Source organism: Rhizobium sp. WW22 (genome assembly GCF_047041135.1).
In the GTDB taxonomy this organism is placed as follows: domain Bacteria; phylum Pseudomonadota; class Alphaproteobacteria; order Rhizobiales; family Rhizobiaceae; genus Rhizobium.
This window is the reverse complement of the sequence record NZ_CP178198.1, coordinates 3134523-3153732: the sequence shown is the minus strand read 5'-3', so window position 1 is coordinate 3153732 and position 19210 is coordinate 3134523. Positions and strand designations below refer to the sequence as shown.

The following is a 19210-nucleotide window of genomic DNA, read 5'->3' as shown; positions in this document are numbered from 1 at the left end:
CCTGCCGATTGTCAGGTCTTTTGTGACACTCGTATTTTCGGGGCACCCCAGCGCAGGCCATCCATCAGCAGACGCACGAGGCGGCGGGACCGGTCGTACCATTCCGGTGAATTGGGCATGGAATAGGTGCCGGACAATGCCTGCAGCACATCGGTGCTGTCGACATCGGTACGGATCGTACCGGCGGCGACCGCGCGATCAATCAGGCCCGAGAGCACGACCGGCACCTGACCGTAGCTGTCGGCAAAGAGCTTGGAATTGCTGCTGAGAAGGATGCGCAGGCTATCGGCCATCCCCCTTTTCGTGGCGATATAATCGACGAAGCGGTTCATCCACTCTTCCAGAGCTTCATCCGGTGCGCGCTCGCGCGAGAGCTCTTCCGCGGCATCGCACAGCGCTTCGACCTCGTGACGATAAACCGCTTCGACCAGATGTTCCCGGCTCGGAAAATGGCGATAGAGCGTACCGATCCCGACATCCGCGCGGCGAGCTATGTCTTCCAGGGAGGCGGCGGTGCCGTGGCTGGCGAAGGCTTGTGCTGCTACTTCGATCAGCTTGTCATAGTTGCGTCGCGCATCGGCGCGCAGACGCCTGCTTTCGCTTGGCGCGATATTCTTCGGTTCCGGCAATGGCTTGCGCGCCAATGTCTGCTCCCTACGGATTGCCATGTGACGATATCCTGCCCTGGGGTAAGAATAGTGCGCGGCAGCGTCTTCTCCATGGCGAAGTACCGGACGATTGTTACCGTATTCGGCATCAAGGCGCTATTGCCGAGCGACGGAATCGGAAGGAGTCGTCTGCGCCGGCTTTTTAGCCTATTTAAGGAGAGGGTGCGCCGAAATGGTTCGGTCCGAAGCTTGGCCCCAGGTTTGGCCCTGAATTCGGCCCGAAGCTCGGGCCTTGCTCGAAGTTGGCGAAGGCGGTGGGCGCATTGCCGTGGGCGGGCGGAACGTCGAGATAGCTCATGATGTTCTCGACATGATTGACCTGAGAGCGCAGGCTGTCGAGCGACTTGCCCGTCAGATTGGTGCCAGCAGGCAATTGCGCAGTCAGCGGGTTTTCGTAACGGCCGTTGACGCGTAGCTCGTAATAGAGATGCGGGCCGGTGGAGTAGCCCGTCGAGCCGACATAGGCGATGGTCTGGCCTTGGGTGACGCGCTGGCCGACGCGCAGATCCGGCGGCGTTGCCGAAATATGGGCATAGGTGGTTTCGTAACCGCCATCGTGGCGGATGCGGACATATTTGCCGTAGCCGGTTTCCCAGGAAATCTTCTCGACGACACCGTCGCCGCCGGCCTGGATGGGGCTGCCCATCGGTGCGCGGAAATCGACTCCATTGTGGAATTTCTTCACACCCAGGATCGGGTGGATTCGCCAGGCAAAGCCATCGCCGAGCGTACCGTTCGGCACGGGCCGATGCACGAGCACTTTGGCAATCGAACGGCCGCGCTCGTCGTAGAATTCCGAAGGGCCTTCGCCGCCGTTTTTGTGCAGATAGAAGCGATGCGTGTCGCCATCGGCGTGGAATTCGATGAACATCAGCTCGCTGCGGCCGTCGTCCGCCTTGCGGAAGAGTAGATCGATGCTGTCGGGAGCGTTGTCGATGCTGGTGAGAGAAATGCCCTTGGCCTTGGCAAGCTTGATGAGCTGCGAGGCATATTCCTTGGTGAGGCCGGCTCTTTCGAGCTTGTCGCTGACTGCCCGCTCATCGCTTTCGTCGACACCTTTCAGATCGACCGCGGCAACCTCCGTCGAAGACGGAGCGTCGGCCTGGCTTTCGCTGTAGAGGGTGGAAAAGAGCCTGTCATTGGCCATCGGAACGAAGCCGTTGGCATCGTCACGGGCAACGACGCGCTCCGGCGTCTTGTCGCCGCTGAGGCGCGCCATGATCAGCTTCGGGCGGGCATTAGGTCCTTTTTTCTCAAGCAGCAGTTCCAGGCTGTCGCCAGGGGAGACCGTATCGGTTTCCAGCGCACGCTGCAGCTCGTCGCCGGCGTCGCTGCCGAGGCCCGCAGACGCCAGGATATCCTGAAGATCCTGCTTGTCCTTCGGCATGGAGACGAGCCTGTGGAACTCGCGCCCGGTTTCGCCGGTCGTCGCGCGCGATACGCTGACGTTCAGCGGCACGCCGCGAACCGGAAAACGAGAGCGGCGCACGGCATCATAACGTGTTGTCTGCGGATAGATGCCATGGCGGATATCCGAAAGCGACGGGGGCGAAAATAGCTCGCTGTCGGCACGCTCTGCGCCATAGGAGGCATTGATGGCGCTTGCGCGCGCCAGGGCAGCTTCGTCGGATTTGAAGACCAGCGTCGTGCGATGATAGGTGAAGATGCGGGTTTCGCCGCTGGATAGTTTTTCCGCCACCTGCGCAAAACGGGCGCCATCGAAACGCTGTTTTGCGGCCAGCCGGCCGGCTTTGCGCATGGCTGGTTGAGAACGCGCGAGCTGAGCATTGCGCACCGGCGTTGCGCGCTCGATCGTGCTACGGGCCAGCAAGGGATAGAGCACAGTTGCGAGCAGGCCGAAGGATGCGGTGCCGGCGAGGCCGATGACGATCAGATGGCGAAGATGCGCGGAGCGCGGCAGGAATGGAATGTGGAAATCATGATGCGGCCGCGCCTGGATGGCGGCTTCTGCAGGAAATTGAACGCGCAATGGACTTTCGGCCATGAAGTGAGGAACCCTGCAGATTGCGGTGGGCCCAAACTAGGGCAAATCATGGCGAAATCTAGGCAAATATTACGAGGCAGTTAATTGCCGTGATCGTCCACAGGGCGAGATTTGCGCGTTCAAGATGATTCGTCAACCGAAGATGGTGTCGTAGAGCAGTTTGAAGTTCAGCGCCAGGATGATCGCCGCGACCGTCCAAGATAGAATGGCGATGCTTCTGGAGATGACGAAACTGCCCATTTTCTCGCGATTCGTCACGAATTGGACCAAAGGAATGACGGCAAAGGGCAGTTGCATGGAGAGAACGACCTGGCTGAGCACAAGCAGGTTCGCTGTGCCTTTTTCACCATAGATAGCGGTCACGAATACAACCGGAATAATTGCGAGGCCGCGCGTCAAAAGCCGTCTTGCCCAATGCGGAATCCTCAGCCTGAGAAAGCCTTCCATCACGATCTGGCCGGCAAGCGTCGCGGTGACGGTGGAGTTGAGACCGGAGGCGAGCAGCGCCACGGCAAATAACGTGGAAGCGATGCCGAGGCCGAGTAGCGGCGACAGCAGCTCGTAGGCCTGGCCGATTTCGGCCACATCGGAATGGCCGCTGGTGTGGAAGGCAGCGGCTGCGACGATCAGGATCGCGGCATTGACGAAGAGCGCCAGCATGAGGGCGACCGTGCTATCGATCGTCGCCCATTTGATCGCATCGCGGCGGCCCCCTTCGGTGCGCTTGTAGGCGCGGGTCTGCACGATGGAGGAGTGCAGATAGAGATTGTGCGGCATGACCGTCGCCCCGATAATGCCCATGGCGATATAGAGCATCTCGTGATTGGTGACGATTTCCGGCGAGGGAATGAAACCCTGGAGGATCGCTGCGACCGGCGGTGCGGCCGCGACGATCTGAATGGCGAAACAGGTGGCAATGACGATCAGCAGCGCGATGACGAAAGCTTCGAGATAGCGGAAACCCTTGCTCATCAGCAGCAGCAATAGAAAGGCATCTAGCGCGGTGATGAGCGCGCCGCCGATCAGCGGAATTCCGAAGAGCAGCTGCAATGCAATCGCCGTGCCGATAACCTCGGCCAGGTCGCAAGCAATGATGGCGAGCTCGCAGGCAAACCAAAGCGCCAGATTGACCGGCCGCGGATAGTGATCGCGACAGGCCTGTGCGAGATCGCGGCCGGTGACGATGCCGAGCCTTGCTGAAAGCGCCTGTAAAAGGATCGCCATCAGGTTCGACAACATAATGACCGTCAGAAGCGTATAGCCGAACTGTGCGCCGCCGGCGAGATCGGTCGCCCAGTTTCCGGGGTCCATATAGCCGACCGAAATCATATAACCTGGACCGACGAAAGCGATCAGGCGCCGCACCCAACTGCCGCCATGGGGAACCCTGACGGTGGCATTGACTTCGGGAAGGCTCGGACGATCGTCTTCGTCGCGGCTGGCAAACTGCCACGCGCGCCGTTGGGCATCAGCTTCTTGAACTTGCGTCATGCGGGGCTCCGGGAGGGTCGTGCTAAGATTTCACCAAACAAATACGACTGATGTAAGAATTATGCAATAGGCTATATTTCAGTGACTATTGCATTTTCTTGCCGCGCGTTGCCCGCTCTTCGGCCATTGCCCTTGCACCCAAGGAGCGAAAAACCCTGGGCGGCAGGCGTTCATCGATGTTAAAGAAGGGAAAGGATTCGCCTTGTCATAGCGATATTGGCTCGCCGGCCGTCCATCGAACACTCAATGGAGTGGGCGGCGTCAGCCGTCCACAATGCCAGTGAGCATGCTGCTTATCCGCCGTTCCAGGCAGTTTCCATCAATGCCGAACGTTTCGGAGTTGGTGGCGATGATCTGTTGGCCGTGCCGGACGTGCGCCTGGTTAATTCGCTGCCAAGACGCATGATCGCCAGGACGCGCTACCGATGTTCTTCCTCAGTCAGGATCTGCGGAATTCGGATCGTGCCTTGCTCGATCGGCTGAGAGGGTCGTTATCTACCCCGCCGCCAATCCATCACATCGGCGGCACGGTGCCGTTGAGGCCTACGGCAACCCTGTCGGCGGAGACTGCGGTCTCGCCGGTTTGCTCGCCTGTGATGAAGACGCCGGCGCCGGGCTTCACATCGGCTTTCGTTGCTGACGTCAGCGTCACGACGGGCGTGCCATCCGGGATATTGATCTTGCGTTCGCCGCCCTTGTAGGTGAGCGTCAATGTCGGGCCGTTGACCGAGGTCACGGCATTGGCGACCGTGGCGTTGGTCATCGAGCTGTTCGGCGCTGAATCCCAAGGGCGGTCGCCTTCGCCCGTTCCCTTCATCGAGGCCGGGAAGATGACGACTTCGATCGCGCCATTGATGCCACTGTCAGTCGGCTGCGAGGCGATGCCGACGAAATCGCCGGGCTTGATGTCGCTGACTGCAGCCTTGATGACGCCACCGACGTTCCAGCCGGATTTCAGTGTAACAGTAATGTCCTTGCCGTCGCGGGACTTAACCTTGAGCGTGTCGCCATCGAGGCTTTCCACGGTGCCGCGCACCCTTACCCGCTCGGCGGCCCCGGCGCTTTGAAACGCGGCAAGGGCGGCGACGGAGAGCGTCAGCGCAGCCGCGATCAGACGTTTGCGATTCATAAGTGGAATCTCCCTTGAGATATCGGCCGAGCGATGCGCCGGTCGTGCTTGATAAGAAGGTCGGAATTGATCGACGGAAGCCGCGGAACGGCTTCGAAGCCATCTACATCGCGATCCTATGCGCCGCTTCCATCACTCACCATTCAAACAAGCGTGAGATTGGGGTCTCGTCCGGCGTGGGCAGAAATTCCGGGAAAAGGCCCATTTTTTCGCAGAACATCAAGCATTGCTTAACGTTTACCGTTAGACTGCGTTGGTTATCTCGAATTCCCTATCGCGCTTGGCGCTGGGCTGGGGAGATTGGAGAACGAAATGACCGCGATTCGCCCGCTTCTGATCGGAATCCTCCTGATTCTGGCACTCGTTCTGATTGCGCTCAGTATCCTGCTGGTCGATCCCGCTCCGCCTGTCCGTCAATCCGACAGCCTCATTCCGCCGCCGACAGAGTCGCCGCAGCGTCCTTAATCGGGGCGGGCAACTGTCAGCTTGCCGGTGTAAAGCGCGCCACAAGGCTATGGCGATCACCGGGATAGGTGAGGCGAACGTGGGTGATCGGGCCGGCGGCGCTCCAGGTGCGCCGTTCGACGACGAGGCATGCCGTCCCTTTTTGGATATCGAGGTTGGCGGCCGCGTCGCCTTCGGCCGATATGGCGCGGATCTGATGTTCGGCGGTACTCCACGGCACCTGGTTGAGCAGCCAGGGGCCTGGCGGCAATGTCTCGAAGTCTGCCTTCGCCGCTTCCGGCACCGCGTCGAGATTGATGACGCGATTTTCCAGGCAGAAGGGGCGCGGACCGGCATAGTGGATGCAGGTGATCTCCATCACCGGTATGGAGCCGACGAACTGCAGCCTGCGCGCGTCCTCCGGCCGTCCGCGTCGTTCGGCAAGCTTTATCAGCCGGTGCGAATAGGGCAGATTGAGTGATAGGACCTCGGACTTGATGTCGTGAATCTCAAGCACGGCGGATTGCGCCTGTGGATGGGTGACGAAGCTGCCCGAGCGCTTTCGCCGCTCTATCAGGCCGGCGCGAGCAAGTTGGGTCAGCACCTTGTTTACCGTCATGCGCGAGCAGTCATAGTGCTCTGCGAGGTCCATCTCGAATGGTATGCGATGCCCCGGAGGCCAGGCGCCGGAGACGATCCGGCCCTCGATATCGCTGAGAATGCGCTGATGGAGGGTCGCCTCTTTGCCTGTGGTCATACCGTCCGTCTGTTCCGTGTGAGACATGGGATCTTCCGCAGGTTATTTAGGGGCCAATCTAGGGGAGGAAAAGCGGTTTTTAAGCGATCAGTTCGGCCATAGCCTGGCGGAATTGCGCCGAAATTTCCTCTCTCTTTCGATGGCGGCCGCCTTCGACCTGCTTGCGGCCCAGCGCCCAGACGCCATCGACCTTGACGCCGCCGGCAAAAGTCCAGTGATCGAGAATACGGTCGCCGGAGAGATAAGGCACGGCACTCACATCGAGCGAAACGATATCGGCATGGTTACCAACGGCAAGGCCTGCCGGTGCCTTAAGAGCTGCGCCGCCGCCCGCCAGCGCGCCATCGAACAGCATGCGGGCGGTCGAGCCGCCGGTCGTGGCGATGACGTTGCGGGCGCGCAGCGCCAGACGCTGCGAATATTCGAGCTGCCGCAACTCCTCGGGCACCGAAATCAGGATGTTGGAATCCGAGCCGACGCCGTAGCGGCCGCCTTCTTCGAGGAAGAGCGGTGCAGCGAAAACGCCGTCGCCGAGATTGGCCTCGGTGATGGGGCAAAGGCCGGCGACCGCGCCGCTTCTAGCCATGCGCCGGGTCTCATCCTCGGTCATATGCGTGGCGTGGATCAGGCACCAGCGCTCATTCATAGGAGTGTTGTCGAGCAGCCATTGCACCGGGCGGGCACCCGACCAGGCGATGCAGTCTTCGACTTCTTTCACCTGCTCGGCGACGTGGATATGGATCGGTCCGTCGCCGGCGATCGGCACGAGTTTGGCCAGCTCTTCCGGTGTCACGGCGCGCAGGCTATGTGGCGCAATACCGAGTTCGGCGCCGGGCAGGCGGCCGGTGACCGCGCGGCAGCCGGCCATCAGCGCTTCGAAGCTCTCGATCGAATTGATGAAGCGGCGCTGGCCCTCGATGGGAGCGGCGCCGCCGAAGCCGGAATGGGCATAGAAGACGGGTAGAAGAGTCAGCGCGATGCCGGTCTCGGTGCTGGCGGCGCCGATGCGCTCGGCCAGTTCGGCGATATTGGCATAATGGCTGCCGTCCTTGTCGTGATGCAGGTAGTGGAATTCGCCGACGCGAGAGAAGCCGGCTTCCAGCATTTCCATATAGAGCTGCGCGGCAACGGCCTCGACATGATCCGGGGTCATCGACAGAGCGAATTTGTACATGACGGTGCGCCAGCTCCAGAAGCTGTCGTTGGCCGGGCCGCGGACTTCGGCAAGGCCGGCCATGGCGCGCTGGAAGGCGTGGCTGTGCAGGTTCGGCATCGCCGGAACCAGAACATTCTGCCTGTCATCACCGTCTTCGGGAGCGACATCGGTCGCGATCTCGGCGATGCGGCCGTCTTCGAGGGTCAATCGCACATTCTCGTGCCATCCGTCAGCAAGCAAAGCCGTGCGTGCATGAAGTCTCGTCATGATCTCACCCTTTCCTTTTGGACGCCGAGTCCAAAATCCCTCTTGTCAGCCTTTCGATTATGTATATACATTATGAGCCAACGTGGAAAGGCGTAAAGCTGATGGGTGGGAACAATTTTTCCGAAGATGGCGAGAAAAACGACGCCGCAGGCTGCGTCTGGCGTAATGCTCGCCTTGCGACCTTGAAAGAGGGCGAAGCCCGGCTCGGCACGATCGAGAAGGGCGCGATCCTGACCAAGGGCGGCCGTATCGTCTTTGCCGGTCATGAAGCCGATCTGCCCGATACGTCAGGCGCTGAAATCATCGATCTCGAGCGACGCTGGGTGACCCCCGGCCTTGTGGATTGCCATACACATATCGTCTATGGCGGCAATCGCGCCCGCGAATTCGAGATGCGGCTCGAAGGTGCGAGCTACGAAGAAATCGCCCGTGCCGGCGGCGGCATCGTTTCCTCCGTCAACGCGACGCGCGCGCTATCGGTGGACGAGCTAGTTGCTGCTGCCTTGCCGCGCCTCGACACGCTGCTGTCCGAAGGCGTGACGACGATCGAGGTGAAATCGGGCTACGGCCTCAACATTGAATCCGAATTGAAGATGCTGCGAGCCGCACGCAAGCTGGAGACAGTCCGCCCGGTTCGCGTCGTCACCTCCTATCTCGGCGCGCACGCGACCCCGGTGGAGTACAAGGGCCGCAACGGCGACTATATTACTGATGTCGTGCTGCCCGGCTTGAAACAGGCGCATGCCGAAGGTCTTGTCGACGCTGTTGATGGCTTCTGCGAAGGTATAGCCTTTTCGACGGCGGAAATCGCCCGCGTCTTCGATCTTGCCAAGTCGCTCGGTATTCCGGTGAAGCTGCATGCGGAGCAGCTTTCCAATTTGGGCGGCGCCAAGCTTGCTGCCTCCTATGGTGCTTTGTCAGCCGATCATGTCGAATATCTCGATGAGGATACGTCAAGGCGATGGCTGCGGCTGGCACGGTTGCGGTGCTGCTGCCAGGTGCCTTCTATGCCATCAACGAGAAGCAGAAGCCGCCGGTTCAAGCCCTGCGTGATGCGGGCGTCTCGATCGCCATCGCTACGGACTCCAATCCCGGCACTTCGCCGCTCACCTCGCTGCTGCTGACCATGAATATGGCGGCCACCCTTTTCCGCCTGACGGTCGAGGAATGCATCGCCGGCGCCACCCGCGAAGGGGCGCGTGCCCTTGGGGTGCTCCCCGAAACGGGTACGCTCGAAACCGGCAAGTCGGCCGATTTTGCCATCTGGGATGTCGAAAGCCTCGCGGAGCTTGTCTACCGCATCGGCTTCAATCCCCTCCATGCACATGTTTTCAAGGGAAAGAGGTTCAACCGATGACTGTCGTTCTCCATCCGGGTTCCGTCTCGCTGCAACAGCTGGCGACGATCTATTGGAGCGGTGAGCCGGCTAAACTCGATGCGTCCTTCGATGCCGGCGTCGCCAAGGCCGCGGCCCGCATCGCGGAGATCGCCGCCGGCAACGCGCCGGTCTATGGTATCAATACCGGCTTCGGCAAACTGGCGTCGATCAAGATCGACAGCGCCGATGTCGCGACTCTTCAGCGCAATCTCATCCTCTCGCATTGCTGCGGCGTCGGCCAACCGCTCCCCGAGAATGTCGTTCGCCTCATCATGTCGCTGAAGCTCATTTCGCTCGGCCGCGGCGCCTCCGGCGTGCGGCTGGAGCTGGTACGGCTGATCGAAGGCATGCTCGAAAAGGGCGTCGTGCCCGTCATCCCCGAAAAGGGCTCGGTTGGCGCTTCCGGCGATCTGGCGCCGCTCGCGCATATGACCGCTGTCATGATGGGTCATGGCGAGGCCTTCTATGCCGGTGAGCAGCTCTCCGGCGCGGCAGCGCTCGAAAAGGCTGGCCTTAAGCCGGTCGTACTCGCCGCCAAGGAAGGACTTGCGCTGATCAACGGCACGCAGGTGTCGACCGCGCTTGCGCTTGCCGGCCTCTTCCGCGCCCATCGTGCCGCCCAGGCTGCCCTCATCACCGGCGCCATGTCGACGGATGCGGCCATGGGTTCTTCCGCCCCGTTCCATCCCGATATCCATACGCTGCGCGGCCATAAGGGCCAGATCGATACCGCTGCTGCCCTTCGCGGCCTGCTGGCAGGCTCAGTGATCCGCGAAAGCCATATCGAGGGCGACGAGCGTGTGCAGGACCCTTATTGCATCCGCTGCCAGCCGCAGGTGGATGGCGCCTGCCTCGATCTTCTGCGTTCGGTCGGCCGCACGCTCGAAGTCGAAGCCAATGCCGTGACAGACAATCCGCTGGTGCTTTCGGACAATTCCGTTGTTTCCGGCGGCAATTTCCACGCCGAGCCTGTCGCTTTTGCGGCCGACCAGATCGCCATTGCCGTCTGTGAAATCGGCGCGATTGCACAGCGCCGCATCGCGCTGCTCGTCGACCCCGCGCTCAGCTACGGTCTGCCGGCATTCCTCGCCAAAAAGCCGGGCCTGAACTCCGGCCTGATGATTGCCGAAGTGACCTCGGCGGCGCTGATGTCGGAAAACAAGCAGATGTCGCATCCGGCGTCGGTCGACTCGACGCCAACCTCGGCCAACCAGGAAGACCATGTGTCCATGGCCTGCCATGGTGCCCGTCGCCTGCTCCAGATGACCGAAAACCTCTTTGCCATCATCGGTATCGAAGCGCTGACCGCTGCCCAGGGCGTCGAGCTGCGCGCGCCGCTGACGACCAGCCCGGAACTGACTCTTGCCATTGCTTCGATCCGCGCCGCTGTGCCCTCGCTGGAAGAGGACCGCTATATGGCGAACGACCTGAAGGCTGCCAGCGACCTTATTGCCTCCGGCGCACTCAATGCCTCGATTTCAACCGACATCCTGCCCTCCTTGGAGATGTGACATGACCAACCCACGCCATAATATCCGCGAAGTCCGCGCGCCCCGTGGTCCGGAGCTCAATGCCAAGAGCTGGCTGACCGAAGCGCCGCTGCGCATGCTGATGAACAATCTCGATCCCGACGTTGCGGAGAACCCGAACGAGCTGGTCGTCTATGGCGGCATCGGCCGTGCCGCCCGCACGTGGGACGATTTCGACCGTATCGCCGCGACGCTGAAGACGCTCAACGAAGACGAGACGCTGCTGGTGCAGTCCGGCAAGCCGGTCGCCGTGTTCCGCACCCACAAGGATGCGCCGCGCGTGCTCATCGCAAACTCCAACCTCGTGCCGCATTGGGCGACCTGGGATCACTTCAACGAGCTGGATAAGAAGGGCCTTGCCATGTACGGCCAGATGACGGCCGGCTCGTGGATCTACATCGGCACGCAGGGCATCGTGCAGGGCACCTATGAGACCTTCGTTGAGGCCGGCCGCCAGCACTATAACGGCAACCTCAAGGGCAAGTGGATCCTGACCGGCGGTCTCGGCGGCATGGGCGGCGCACAGCCGCTGGCGGCCGTCATGGCTGGCGCCTGCTGCCTTGCCGTCGAGTCGGACGAAACTCGCATCGATTTCCGCCTGCGTACCCGTTATGTCGACGAGAAGGCAAAGACGCTGGATGAAGCACTTGCCCTGATCGACAAGTGGACGAAGGCCGGCGAAGCCAAGTCCGTCGGCCTGCTCGGTAATGCCGCCGAAATCTTCCCGGAACTCGTAAAGCGCATGAAGGCCGGCGGTCCGCGCCCGGATATCGTCACCGACCAGACTTCTGCGCACGACCCGCTGAACGGCTACCTGCCGGCAGGCTGGACGGTCGCTGAACACCGGGCCAAGCGTGAGAGCGATCCGAAGGCCGTTGAAGCTGCCGCCCGCGCCTCGATGAAGGTGCATGTCGAAGCCATGGTCGATTTCTGGAACGCCAGCGTGCCGACGCTCGACTACGGCAACAATATCCGTCAGGTCGCCAAGGACGAAGGTTTTGAAAACGCCTTCGCCTTCCCGGGCTTCGTACCGGCCTATATCCGTCCGCTGTTCTGCCGCGGCATCGGTCCGTTCCGTTGGGCTGCTCTCTCGGGCGATCCGGAAGATATCTACAAGACCGACGCCAAGGTGAAGGAGTTGCTGCCCGACAACAAGCACCTGCACAACTGGCTCGACATGGCGCGCGAGCGCATCGCCTTCCAGGGCCTGCCGGCGCGCATTTGCTGGGTCGGCCTCGGCGATCGCCACCGCCTCGGTCTCGCCTTCAACGAAATGGTCAGGAATGGCGAGTTGAAGGCGCCTGTCGTCATCGGTCGCGACCATCTCGATAGCGGCTCCGTCGCTTCGCCGAACCGCGAGACGGAAGCCATGAAGGACGGCTCGGATGCCGTTTCCGACTGGCCGCTCCTGAACGCTCTGCTCAACACCGCATCGGGTGCCACCTGGGTATCGCTGCATCATGGCGGCGGCGTCGGCATGGGCTTTTCCCAGCACTCCGGCATGGTCATCTGCGCCGACGGCACGGATGACGCGGCCAAGCGCCTGGAGCGGGTTCTCTGGAACGACCCGGCAACCGGCGTCATGCGCCACGCCGATGCCGGCTACGACATCGCACTCGACTGGGCTAAACAGCAGGGCCTGCGCCTGCCGGCCATCCTGGGGAATTGATGAGACGCTTCCCGGCCTCAATATTTTCGATTGAGGCCGGGATAACGCAAGATGATTTCGTCGACGGTGATCAATGGAATGCCTTCGACAATGGCCTGAGCGATCAAAATGCGATCGAATGGATCTTTGTGAAGAGGTGGAAGCCCGGCAATTGCGATCGTGTGTTCGCTGATGATCGGCAGCTCTTTGTAGCCAGCCTCCATTAGCTTATATCGCAACCGAAATGGGTCGGTATGAAAATCGCTTCGCCCCGAACCATGTTTGATCGCGACTTCCCAAATACTCGCAGGGCTAAAGAGGAGCTCGTTTTCGTCGTTATCGATGAGCGCTCTCACCTCCTGCGAGAGTAGTGCGATATCACCCGCCGCCCATATGAGGATATGCGTATCAAGGAGAAATCTCATTTGTTGGCGATGTCGTCTCGATTGCCGTAGAACATCTCCTCGATTTCATCAGCCATCATGGTGTCGAAATCGTCTGGAACCACGATTTCGCCTTTCATGAAACCGATGCGCCGCTTCTTTGGCGCCTCCTTCTCTTCGATCGGGACGACCTTCACCATCGGCTTGCCCGCCTTGGCGATGATGAAAGCTTCGCCCTTGGCGGCTTTTTCGATCAGCCGCGATAAATGCGTTTTCGCCTCATGAATGTTGACGGTTTCCATAGCAGACTCCGAATGGACTTAGTCCACTAAACTTAGTTTACTCTGAATCGAATTGCAATGATGGGACAGGAACAGATGGCAATGCCGAAAATCACGCTTCTCCGCAGCGATAGTCATCGTCGCATGCCCTGGAAAAACGGTGGCGGCGAAACGGTGGAGATCGCCGTTTCGCCCGAGGGCGTCGGGCTTGCCGACTTCGACTGGCGCGTCAGCATGGCAACCGTTGCGACGGACGGGCCGTTTTCGGTTTTTCCGGGTATCGATCGTACGCTATCTATCCTTGATGGCGAGGGCATGACCCTCTTCATCGAGGGGCGTGCGCCCGAGCGCTTGACGCTCGCGAGCGAACCGCTGCCCTTTGCCGCCGACGCGCCGACTTCGGCGACGCTGATCGATGGCACGATTACGGATCTCAATGTGATGACGCGGCGGGGGCGTTTCACGCATTCGGTGAGGCGCGTTTCGGTCGACGGAAATAGCAAAGTCGCCCTCGAGGCTGGGACGACCCTTGTCCTTTGCCATCGCGGCAATGCTGAAATCGATGGCACGGCGCTTAACGCAGGCGATTGCCTGCTTGTCTCGGAGAGTGACGTCGCAGAGCGGTCCATTTCGGGCAAGGCGCAGCTGTTCTGGATTACCATTAGGGCAATATAGCCGGCTATGAGATGTTCTTCGGCTTGACATGAACCCGTACCGATTATCCTATTTCTACTCAGCAGAGAGAGGATAGCCGGCATGAGCGACGACCAGATCCCCGCCGATAGCAAGCTCACGACTTCTAAGCGCCGCTGGGCGGCGGAGGGCAAGTTTCTGACGGGGCGTATCAGCCGGCCGGAGACCGAGCGGCTGCCGCCGGGGCAGCATCTCGTCAAGAACTGGCCGGTGCTGGATCTCGGCGTACAGCCGCAGATTTCGCTATCCAGCTGGCGGCTCGATGTGATTGGCTTCGTGGAAACGCGGCTCAGCTTGGATTGGGCGGCTTTTCAGGCGATCGAGCAGAGCGCCCGCGTCAGCGATATCCATTGCGTCACAACTTGGTCGCGCTACGACAATCGCTGGGAAGGGGTTTCGACGCGCGATCTGCTTGATCTCGCCATGCCGACGGCGGAGGCGCAGCATGTGTTGCTGACGAGCTATGACGGCTATACCACCAACCTGCCGCTTGCGGATTTCGCGGCCGAAGATGCCATTCTCGCTACTGCCTGGGAGGGGCAGCCGCTGACCGGCGAACATGGCGGGCCGATGCGCCTCGTCGTGCCGCATCTCTATTTCTGGAAGAGTGCCAAGTGGTTGAACCGCATCGAACTCATCGGCGCCGACCGGGCCGGCTTCTGGGAGAAGAACGGCTATCACATGTATGGCGATCCCTGGCGGGAGCAGCGCTACGCGGACGATTGACGCTCCCGGAGCGCTGCGGGTGAGGGGGCTTTGGATTGGCTGTCTCGAACCGTAGTTCTTATGTCACCGTGTCAATTTTTCGCGGCGCCAGCCGGGTTGGTGGCTTTGCAAGCCGCCATCATGGGCGTATTCAATGATCATATGATTGCTGCCGAAGCACCGGCTCCCTTGAACGCCATTCAGTGAAATTCATCTCATGACCGTTGCCCGGACTATAGAAGAGCCTTCCGAAGCAAGTTTCGGCCGGCAGTCCCGCATCATCGCCTTTGTCGTCGCCGTTTCCTTTTTCATGCAGTTTCTGGACGGGACGATCATCACCACCTCGTTGCCGCAGATGGCGGTAAGTTTCGGCGTCGATCCGGTCTCGATGAGCATCGGCATCACGGTCTATCTGCTCACCATGGCGGCTTTCGTGCCGCTCGCAGGCTGGGCTGGCGATCGCTATGGCGCCCGGCGGGTGTTTTTGGCATCCATTGCCATCTTCACTATGGCGTCGCTGTTCTGCGGCCTCTCGGGCAATTTGACCGAGTTCATCATTGCCCGCGCCGTTCAGGGTATCGGCAGCGCGCTGATGACGCCCGTGGGACGCATCATCGTGCTGAAGAATGCTCGCAAATCCGATCTGGTGCATGCGATGTCGATGATCACCTGGCCGGCGCTGACCGCTCCGGTCATCGGCCCGGTGCTCGGCAGCTTCATCACCACCTATCTCAGCTGGCATTGGAACTTCCTGATCAATATCCCGATCGGCATCATCGGGCTCGGCCTCGTTCTGCGCTTCGTGCCGGATCAGCGGGAGGAAAAGGTCGCGCGGCTCGATTTCATCGGCTTTCTGCAATCGGCGGCGGGGCTGACCTTCCTGCTTGCCGGCCTCGAATTCGTGGTGCAGGGGACGACGGGGCTGGCGGCCAGCATTGCGTTGATCGCCGCAGGTGCGGGTTTTTCCATCATTGCCACCCGGCATTTCATGAAGGTCGATGCGCCCTTGCTCGATCTCTCCGCCTTCAAGGTGCAGACCTTCGCCATGTCGACACTTTCGGCGGGTACGGCGAGCCGTGTGGCGATCAACGCTACGCCTTTCCTGATCCCGCTGCTTTTCCAAGTTGGCTTCGGCCGCTCGGCGATCGACGCGGGCTCCTATCTGCTGTTCTATTTCGCGGGCAATCTCGGCATGAAGGCGATCACGACGCAGATGTTGAGAATCTTTGGTTTCCGCAACGTGCTCGTCGTCAACGGGCTGATCTCGTCCGCCAGCATTGCCGGATGCGCGCTTCTGTCTCCCTCGACACCAGACCCGTTGATATATTGCCTGCTATTCATCGCCGGCCTGTCGCGTTCGATGAACTTCACGGCGCTGAATACGCTGGGGTTTGCCGATATCCATGCCGCGCAGCGCAGCTCCGCTTCCACATTGTCGAGCATGCTGCAGCAGGTTTCGCTGCTACTGGGCGTCGCCGTCGCTGCCGCCGTTCTCAATCTCTCGCGCACGATTCATGGTGGGGAAATGCTCTCGCTCATCGATTTTCGCTGGGCTTTCCTCATCATTGGCCTTATCGGTGGCATCTCCGCATTGCGTTTTATCAGCCTGCCGCACGATGCCGGCGCAGAGGTATCCCGCCACAAAGTGAAGACCTGATCAAAACCTTCAAATTCTTAATGATATTGACAGGCAAGCCGCTGTAAAATGGCCTGCCGGTTCCCATATGAAACTTGCGTCAACTCCTACAGGAGGCAGTCCCATGCTGCTCAGAACCCTCGCTATCTCCGCTCTCGTCGTCGGCGTATCCAGTGCCGCCATGGCCGAGCAGATGCTCAAGCATCACCCCAAGCGCGTCAATGTCGAGGCGTTCCAGGCCGATGTCGGCAGCGTCGACCATTCGAAGGATGCAATCCTTCCGGACGGCACGATCAACACCGATCCGTCGGTGACCGGTCCGATTCGTGCCGGCGACTCCATTTCCCGCCTGCAATGCGCCGCTGCCCCTAACTCCGTCGGTGCTCGTTCGAGCACCTATAGTGCAGGCTCCGCTTCGCTTTGCCCGTAACGCTTGATGGCTCAAGCTGGCCTAAAGCGCGTCGCGATCTTTCAGATTCGCTTCTCACGCTTTAGGTCTTTGATTTTGCGCATGTCGTCGTCGCAAAACCGCTGCACACTTTTACGCGACATGCTCTAAGCCAGCTCGATATCCGTCTGCTTGAGGCGGTCGCTATTCGACAATAGCGGCTGGCGATAATAGCGAGCGCAGGCATAGGTCATGCAATCGTCAAGGCTGAGGCGCGCCGGATGGCCGCCTAGGCCATAGCGTTCGTAAGCTTCGGTCGCGAGAACTGCGGCACGAGGCGGCACGGCGAGCAGCTGAATATTCATGAGCTGCAGAAACGTGCGGACAGCTTCGCCTGCCTCCGTCGGCGACAATCCCAAAGCATCAGAGACCAGGATCGCGGCATTCGCTGCGACAAGCGGCGAGGTCATGCGTGCCGTTGCTGGCTGAATGCGGATAGCGAAGGCGCGTGCCGCCTCCTCGTCGGTCATCATTGCCACCAAAACCGAAGTGTCGATGAACATTAGGCTTCTCCGGTCGCGCCAGTGCCGGCGCCCTTGGCGGCCGCCTTCTGCTTGAGATTGCGGCAGAATGCGACGGCGACATCGGCAAGGGCCGGTTTGGTCAGCTCCTCATCGAGCGCCTTCTGCAGGGCAAGCCGAACGGCTTCCGTCTTGGTAGTGGCCTTGGTCAACGCCTGATAGCGGCGCGCCAATCGGTCTATGGCGTCGTCCTTGATGTAAAGCGGCATGAGATATCCTTTGAATCTTTACGGATATCCTTAGAGCCTGTCTGGTTTGAGGGCAATCGCATCTGTTGCCTGCTTGTGTTCCGTGTGCATCGATATTTAGATGACGAACATCATTTAACATGCTAGCAATGCATCAAGCTGTTTGCTTGACCGTGAGGAGATGTCATGCCCGCTATCGATCCCGTTGTCATCGTTTCCGCCACGCGCACGCCGCTCGGCCGCTTCCAGGGAGATCTTTCGCCCCTGCAGGCGCCCGAGCTCGGTGCGCATGTCATCCGTGCTGCGCTGGAGCGCGCGGGACTTTCTGCCGAGAGAGTGGACGAGGTTCTGTTCGGCTGCGTCCTGCCTGCGGGGCAAGGGCAGGCGCCGGCCCGGCAAGCTGCGCGCGGGGCTGGCCTCCCGGATGCCGTCGGCGCCACCACCATCAACAAGGTCTGCGGTTCGGGCATGAAGGCGACCATGCTGGCACATGACCTGCTTCTCGCCGGCTCGGCCTCCATCGCGGTCGCCGGCGGCATGGAATCCATGTCAAATGCGCCTTATCTGCTCGCCAAGGCGCGCGGCGGCTATCGCATGGGCCATGACCGCATCTTCGATCACATGATGCTGGACGGGCTGGAAGATGCCTATGAGAAGGGTCGCTCCATGGGCGATTTCGGCGAGATGGCGGTCGAGGCCTATCAGTTCAGCCGCGACGATCAGGATGCTTACGCGGTCGAAACCCTGTCGCGCGCCCGCAAGGCGCTCGAGACCGGCGCTTTCGAAGCGGAAATCACGCCGATCTCGGTGAGTGGCAAGGGTGGTCCGGTCACAATCGCCAAGGATGAGCATCCGCAAAAGGTTTCGCCTGAAAAGATCCCGACACTCAAGCCGGCCTTCCGCAAGGATGGCACGATTACGGCTGCCAGTGCCTCGGCCAATGCCGACGGTGCGGCAGCGTTGATCCTGACGCGCCGTTCGCTCGCCGAGCGCGAGGGCTTGCCGATCCTTGCCGAAATCAAGGCGCATGCGACGCATTCTCAGGAGCCTGCCTGGTATACGACCGCGCCGATCCCGGCGATCCGCAAGGTGCTCGACAAGAGCGGCTGGAAGATCGGCGATGTCGAGCTTTTCGAGATCAACGAGGCCTTCGCCGTCGTCGCCATGGCGGCCGCAAAGGAACTCGGCATTGCCCGTGACCGTCTCAATGTCAACGGCGGCGCCTGCGCACTCGGTCACCCCATCGGCGCTACTGGCGCGCGGCTGATCGTGACGCTGCTGCATGCGCTGGAGCGCCAAGGTGCAAGGAAGGGCGTCGCGGCCCTTTGCATCGGGGGCGGCGAGGCTACGGCGATTGCGGTAGAGAGGGTCGGGTGAAGGTATCACTCAATCGATGATTCATAGGGACCTTGACCAAACATGAAGGTAACCCGATGATGGCATTATGAGCGAAGGGTCCATCTGGACGTTTATTCACTGGCTGAGCCTTTTGGCTTTAGCGGTACTAGCTGTTTGCGTCCGGCTTGTTTATCTGGCCAAAACGCACGGTCGGGTTGAGATTGGCGGAACGGTCGTGGACGTACGCTCCGTTCTAGTAGGGGAATTTCCAACTCCGTTCATTGATTTTGAGTATGAGTTCGAGGCCAAACGCCTTACTGCCTTTGACCTTAATACACATGACGGCGATTTCGATAATTACTTGCCGGGCCGGATTGTTACACTGCTTGTTGATCCAGAAGATCCGGCCAACTGTCGCGTGAAAATGCCCGCGACGTTTGTTGACGGGATATTACAAAATTTCGTCACCGGCCGACTTATGAGGCATAACATCCAGAGCCCCTCAGGGAACAATCTGGACATTGTTCCTTCTGATCAGAAATAGT

General features: G+C 60.5%; 19 protein-coding genes and 1 pseudogene. 10 read left to right on the top strand and 10 right to left on the bottom strand.

Annotation, left to right across the window (positions count from 1 at the left end):
• Nucleotides 1-11: 11 nt before the first annotated feature.
• The 4 genes from ACK83U_RS15460 to ACK83U_RS15445 form a co-directional block, all read right to left on the bottom strand.
• Nucleotides 12-668 (bottom strand): TetR/AcrR family transcriptional regulator, encoded by a 657-nt coding sequence (locus ACK83U_RS15460; RefSeq protein WP_112606678.1) that lies wholly within the window; start codon nt 666-668, stop codon nt 12-14.
• A gap of 151 nt (nt 669-819) precedes the next feature.
• Nucleotides 820-2673, bottom strand: a complete 1854-nt coding sequence (locus tag ACK83U_RS15455; protein WP_112606676.1) for a M23 family metallopeptidase — start codon at nt 2671-2673, stop codon at nt 820-822.
• A 132-nt stretch (nt 2674-2805) separates the two neighbouring features.
• Nucleotides 2806-4164 carry an Nramp family divalent metal transporter gene (locus ACK83U_RS15450; protein WP_112606674.1) on the bottom strand — a complete coding sequence of 453 codons (1359 nt, stop codon included), beginning with the start codon at nt 4162-4164 and terminating at the stop codon, nt 2806-2808.
• 514 nt (nt 4165-4678) lie between these two features.
• Nucleotides 4679-5293, bottom strand: coding sequence for a hypothetical protein (locus ACK83U_RS15445; protein WP_112606670.1), 615 nt, complete (start codon nt 5291-5293; stop codon nt 4679-4681).
• Between the two features lie 312 nt (nt 5294-5605).
• Here ACK83U_RS15445 and ACK83U_RS15440 point away from each other — a divergent pair, with 312 nt between their 5' ends.
• Nucleotides 5606-5758 (top strand): hypothetical protein, encoded by a 153-nt coding sequence (locus tag ACK83U_RS15440; protein WP_165915281.1) that lies wholly within the window; start codon nt 5606-5608, stop codon nt 5756-5758.
• Between the two features lie 16 nt (nt 5759-5774).
• On the opposite strand, the gene hutC is transcribed toward ACK83U_RS15440, so the two are convergent.
• Entirely contained in the window at nt 5775-6494 is a 720-nt protein-coding gene (hutC, locus tag ACK83U_RS15435) for a histidine utilization repressor (protein WP_112336494.1), read from the bottom strand.
• 79 nt (nt 6495-6573) lie between these two features.
• The gene (locus ACK83U_RS15430) at nt 6574-7917 is read right to left on the bottom strand and encodes a formimidoylglutamate deiminase (RefSeq protein WP_112606668.1); all 1344 of its coding nucleotides are present in this window, start codon (nt 7915-7917) and stop codon (nt 6574-6576) included.
• 101 nt (nt 7918-8018) lie between these two features.
• Between ACK83U_RS15430 and hutI the strand changes: the two are divergent.
• The 3 genes and pseudogenes from hutI to hutU all read left to right on the top strand — a co-directional run bounded on the left by hutI (nt 8019) and on the right by hutU (nt 12493).
• Nucleotides 8019-9274: pseudogene (gene hutI / locus ACK83U_RS15425) on the top strand (imidazolonepropionase).
• A complete protein-coding gene (gene hutH / locus ACK83U_RS15420; RefSeq protein ID WP_112606665.1) occupies nt 9271-10806 on the top strand; it encodes a histidine ammonia-lyase in 1536 nt (511 codons plus the stop codon). Before hutI ends, hutH begins: the two are co-directional and overlap by 4 nt.
• Nucleotide 10807: 1 nt before the next feature.
• Complete coding sequence (gene hutU / locus ACK83U_RS15415; protein WP_112606663.1) at nt 10808-12493, top strand: urocanate hydratase; 1686 nt, start codon at nt 10808-10810, stop codon at nt 12491-12493.
• Nucleotides 12494-12510: 17 nt separating this feature from the next.
• Here hutU and ACK83U_RS15410 read toward each other — a convergent pair whose 3' ends face one another.
• Together ACK83U_RS15410 and ACK83U_RS15405 are read right to left on the bottom strand one after the other, a co-directional pair.
• Nucleotides 12511-12897, bottom strand: coding sequence for a type II toxin-antitoxin system VapC family toxin (locus ACK83U_RS15410; RefSeq protein WP_112606661.1), 387 nt, complete (start codon nt 12895-12897; stop codon nt 12511-12513).
• Nucleotides 12894-13157, bottom strand: coding sequence for a type II toxin-antitoxin system Phd/YefM family antitoxin (locus ACK83U_RS15405; protein ID WP_112606659.1), 264 nt, complete (start codon nt 13155-13157; stop codon nt 12894-12896). The genes ACK83U_RS15410 and ACK83U_RS15405 overlap by 4 nt, the downstream gene beginning before the upstream one ends.
• A gap of 75 nt (nt 13158-13232) precedes the next feature.
• Here ACK83U_RS15405 and ACK83U_RS15400 point away from each other — a divergent pair, with 75 nt between their 5' ends.
• From ACK83U_RS15400 to ACK83U_RS15385, 4 genes are all read left to right on the top strand, one after another.
• Nucleotides 13233-13811: a HutD family protein gene (locus ACK83U_RS15400; protein ID WP_412474675.1), complete on the top strand. Its 579-nt coding sequence runs from the start codon at nt 13233-13235 to the stop codon at nt 13809-13811.
• A gap of 81 nt (nt 13812-13892) precedes the next feature.
• Nucleotides 13893-14555: a sulfite oxidase-like oxidoreductase gene (locus tag ACK83U_RS15395; RefSeq protein WP_112606657.1), complete on the top strand. Its 663-nt coding sequence runs from the start codon at nt 13893-13895 to the stop codon at nt 14553-14555.
• A 196-nt stretch (nt 14556-14751) separates the two neighbouring features.
• Nucleotides 14752-16191 carry an MFS transporter gene (locus ACK83U_RS15390; RefSeq protein ID WP_112606655.1) on the top strand — a complete coding sequence of 480 codons (1440 nt, stop codon included), beginning with the start codon at nt 14752-14754 and terminating at the stop codon, nt 16189-16191.
• A gap of 103 nt (nt 16192-16294) precedes the next feature.
• Nucleotides 16295-16600: a hypothetical protein gene (locus ACK83U_RS15385; protein ID WP_112606653.1), complete on the top strand. Its 306-nt coding sequence runs from the start codon at nt 16295-16297 to the stop codon at nt 16598-16600.
• Nucleotides 16601-16725: 125 nt separating this feature from the next.
• Here the strand turns inward: ACK83U_RS15385 and ACK83U_RS15380 are convergent, their stop codons facing one another.
• On the bottom strand, nt 16726-17121 hold the full coding sequence (locus ACK83U_RS15380; protein ID WP_112606651.1) for a type II toxin-antitoxin system VapC family toxin: 396 nt from the start codon (nt 17119-17121) through the stop codon (nt 16726-16728).
• Entirely contained in the window at nt 17121-17348 is a 228-nt protein-coding gene (locus tag ACK83U_RS15375) for a type II toxin-antitoxin system VapB family antitoxin (protein WP_112606649.1), read from the bottom strand. Before ACK83U_RS15375 ends, ACK83U_RS15380 begins: the two co-directional genes overlap by 1 nt.
• A gap of 165 nt (nt 17349-17513) precedes the next feature.
• On the opposite strand from ACK83U_RS15375, the gene ACK83U_RS15370 reads away from it, so the two are divergent.
• Together ACK83U_RS15370 and ACK83U_RS15365 are read left to right on the top strand one after the other, a co-directional pair.
• Nucleotides 17514-18704 (top strand): acetyl-CoA C-acyltransferase, encoded by a 1191-nt coding sequence (locus ACK83U_RS15370; RefSeq protein ID WP_112606648.1) that lies wholly within the window; start codon nt 17514-17516, stop codon nt 18702-18704.
• Nucleotides 18705-18771: 67 nt separating this feature from the next.
• Nucleotides 18772-19209 carry a hypothetical protein gene (locus ACK83U_RS15365; protein WP_112606646.1) on the top strand — a complete coding sequence of 146 codons (438 nt, stop codon included), beginning with the start codon at nt 18772-18774 and terminating at the stop codon, nt 19207-19209.
• Nucleotide 19210: the final 1 nt, after the last annotated feature.

Excerpts from the sequence above, each read along its gene's own strand:
- hutH (WP_112606665.1), top strand. The coding sequence starts at position 9,271 with ATGACTGTCGTTCTCCATCCGGGTTCCGTCTCGCTGCAACAGCTGGCG.
- ACK83U_RS15365 (WP_112606646.1), top strand. The coding sequence starts at position 18,772 with ATGAGCGAAGGGTCCATCTGGACGTTTATTCACTGGCTGAGCCTTTTG.
- ACK83U_RS15400 (WP_412474675.1), top strand. The coding sequence starts at position 13,233 with ATGGCAATGCCGAAAATCACGCTTCTCCGCAGCGATAGTCATCGTCGC.
- ACK83U_RS15375 (WP_112606649.1), bottom strand. The coding sequence starts at position 17,348 with ATGCCGCTTTACATCAAGGACGACGCCATAGACCGATTGGCGCGCCGC.
- ACK83U_RS15390 (WP_112606655.1), top strand. The coding sequence starts at position 14,752 with ATGACCGTTGCCCGGACTATAGAAGAGCCTTCCGAAGCAAGTTTCGGC.
- ACK83U_RS15445 (WP_112606670.1), bottom strand. The coding sequence starts at position 5,293 with ATGAATCGCAAACGTCTGATCGCGGCTGCGCTGACGCTCTCCGTCGCC.
- hutC (WP_112336494.1), bottom strand. The coding sequence starts at position 6,494 with ATGACCACAGGCAAAGAGGCGACCCTCCATCAGCGCATTCTCAGCGAT.
- ACK83U_RS15440 (WP_165915281.1), top strand. The coding sequence starts at position 5,606 with ATGACCGCGATTCGCCCGCTTCTGATCGGAATCCTCCTGATTCTGGCA.
- ACK83U_RS15455 (WP_112606676.1), bottom strand. The coding sequence starts at position 2,673 with ATGGCCGAAAGTCCATTGCGCGTTCAATTTCCTGCAGAAGCCGCCATC.
- ACK83U_RS15405 (WP_112606659.1), bottom strand. The coding sequence starts at position 13,157 with ATGGAAACCGTCAACATTCATGAGGCGAAAACGCATTTATCGCGGCTG.
- ACK83U_RS15460 (WP_112606678.1), bottom strand. The coding sequence starts at position 668 with ATGGCAATCCGTAGGGAGCAGACATTGGCGCGCAAGCCATTGCCGGAA.
- ACK83U_RS15395 (WP_112606657.1), top strand. The coding sequence starts at position 13,893 with ATGAGCGACGACCAGATCCCCGCCGATAGCAAGCTCACGACTTCTAAG.
- ACK83U_RS15370 (WP_112606648.1), top strand. The coding sequence starts at position 17,514 with ATGCCCGCTATCGATCCCGTTGTCATCGTTTCCGCCACGCGCACGCCG.
- ACK83U_RS15380 (WP_112606651.1), bottom strand. The coding sequence starts at position 17,121 with ATGTTCATCGACACTTCGGTTTTGGTGGCAATGATGACCGACGAGGAG.
- hutU (WP_112606663.1), top strand. The coding sequence starts at position 10,808 with ATGACCAACCCACGCCATAATATCCGCGAAGTCCGCGCGCCCCGTGGT.
- ACK83U_RS15430 (WP_112606668.1), bottom strand. The coding sequence starts at position 7,917 with ATGACGAGACTTCATGCACGCACGGCTTTGCTTGCTGACGGATGGCAC.
- ACK83U_RS15385 (WP_112606653.1), top strand. The coding sequence starts at position 16,295 with ATGCTGCTCAGAACCCTCGCTATCTCCGCTCTCGTCGTCGGCGTATCC.
- ACK83U_RS15410 (WP_112606661.1), bottom strand. The coding sequence starts at position 12,897 with ATGAGATTTCTCCTTGATACGCATATCCTCATATGGGCGGCGGGTGAT.
- ACK83U_RS15450 (WP_112606674.1), bottom strand. The coding sequence starts at position 4,164 with ATGACGCAAGTTCAAGAAGCTGATGCCCAACGGCGCGCGTGGCAGTTT.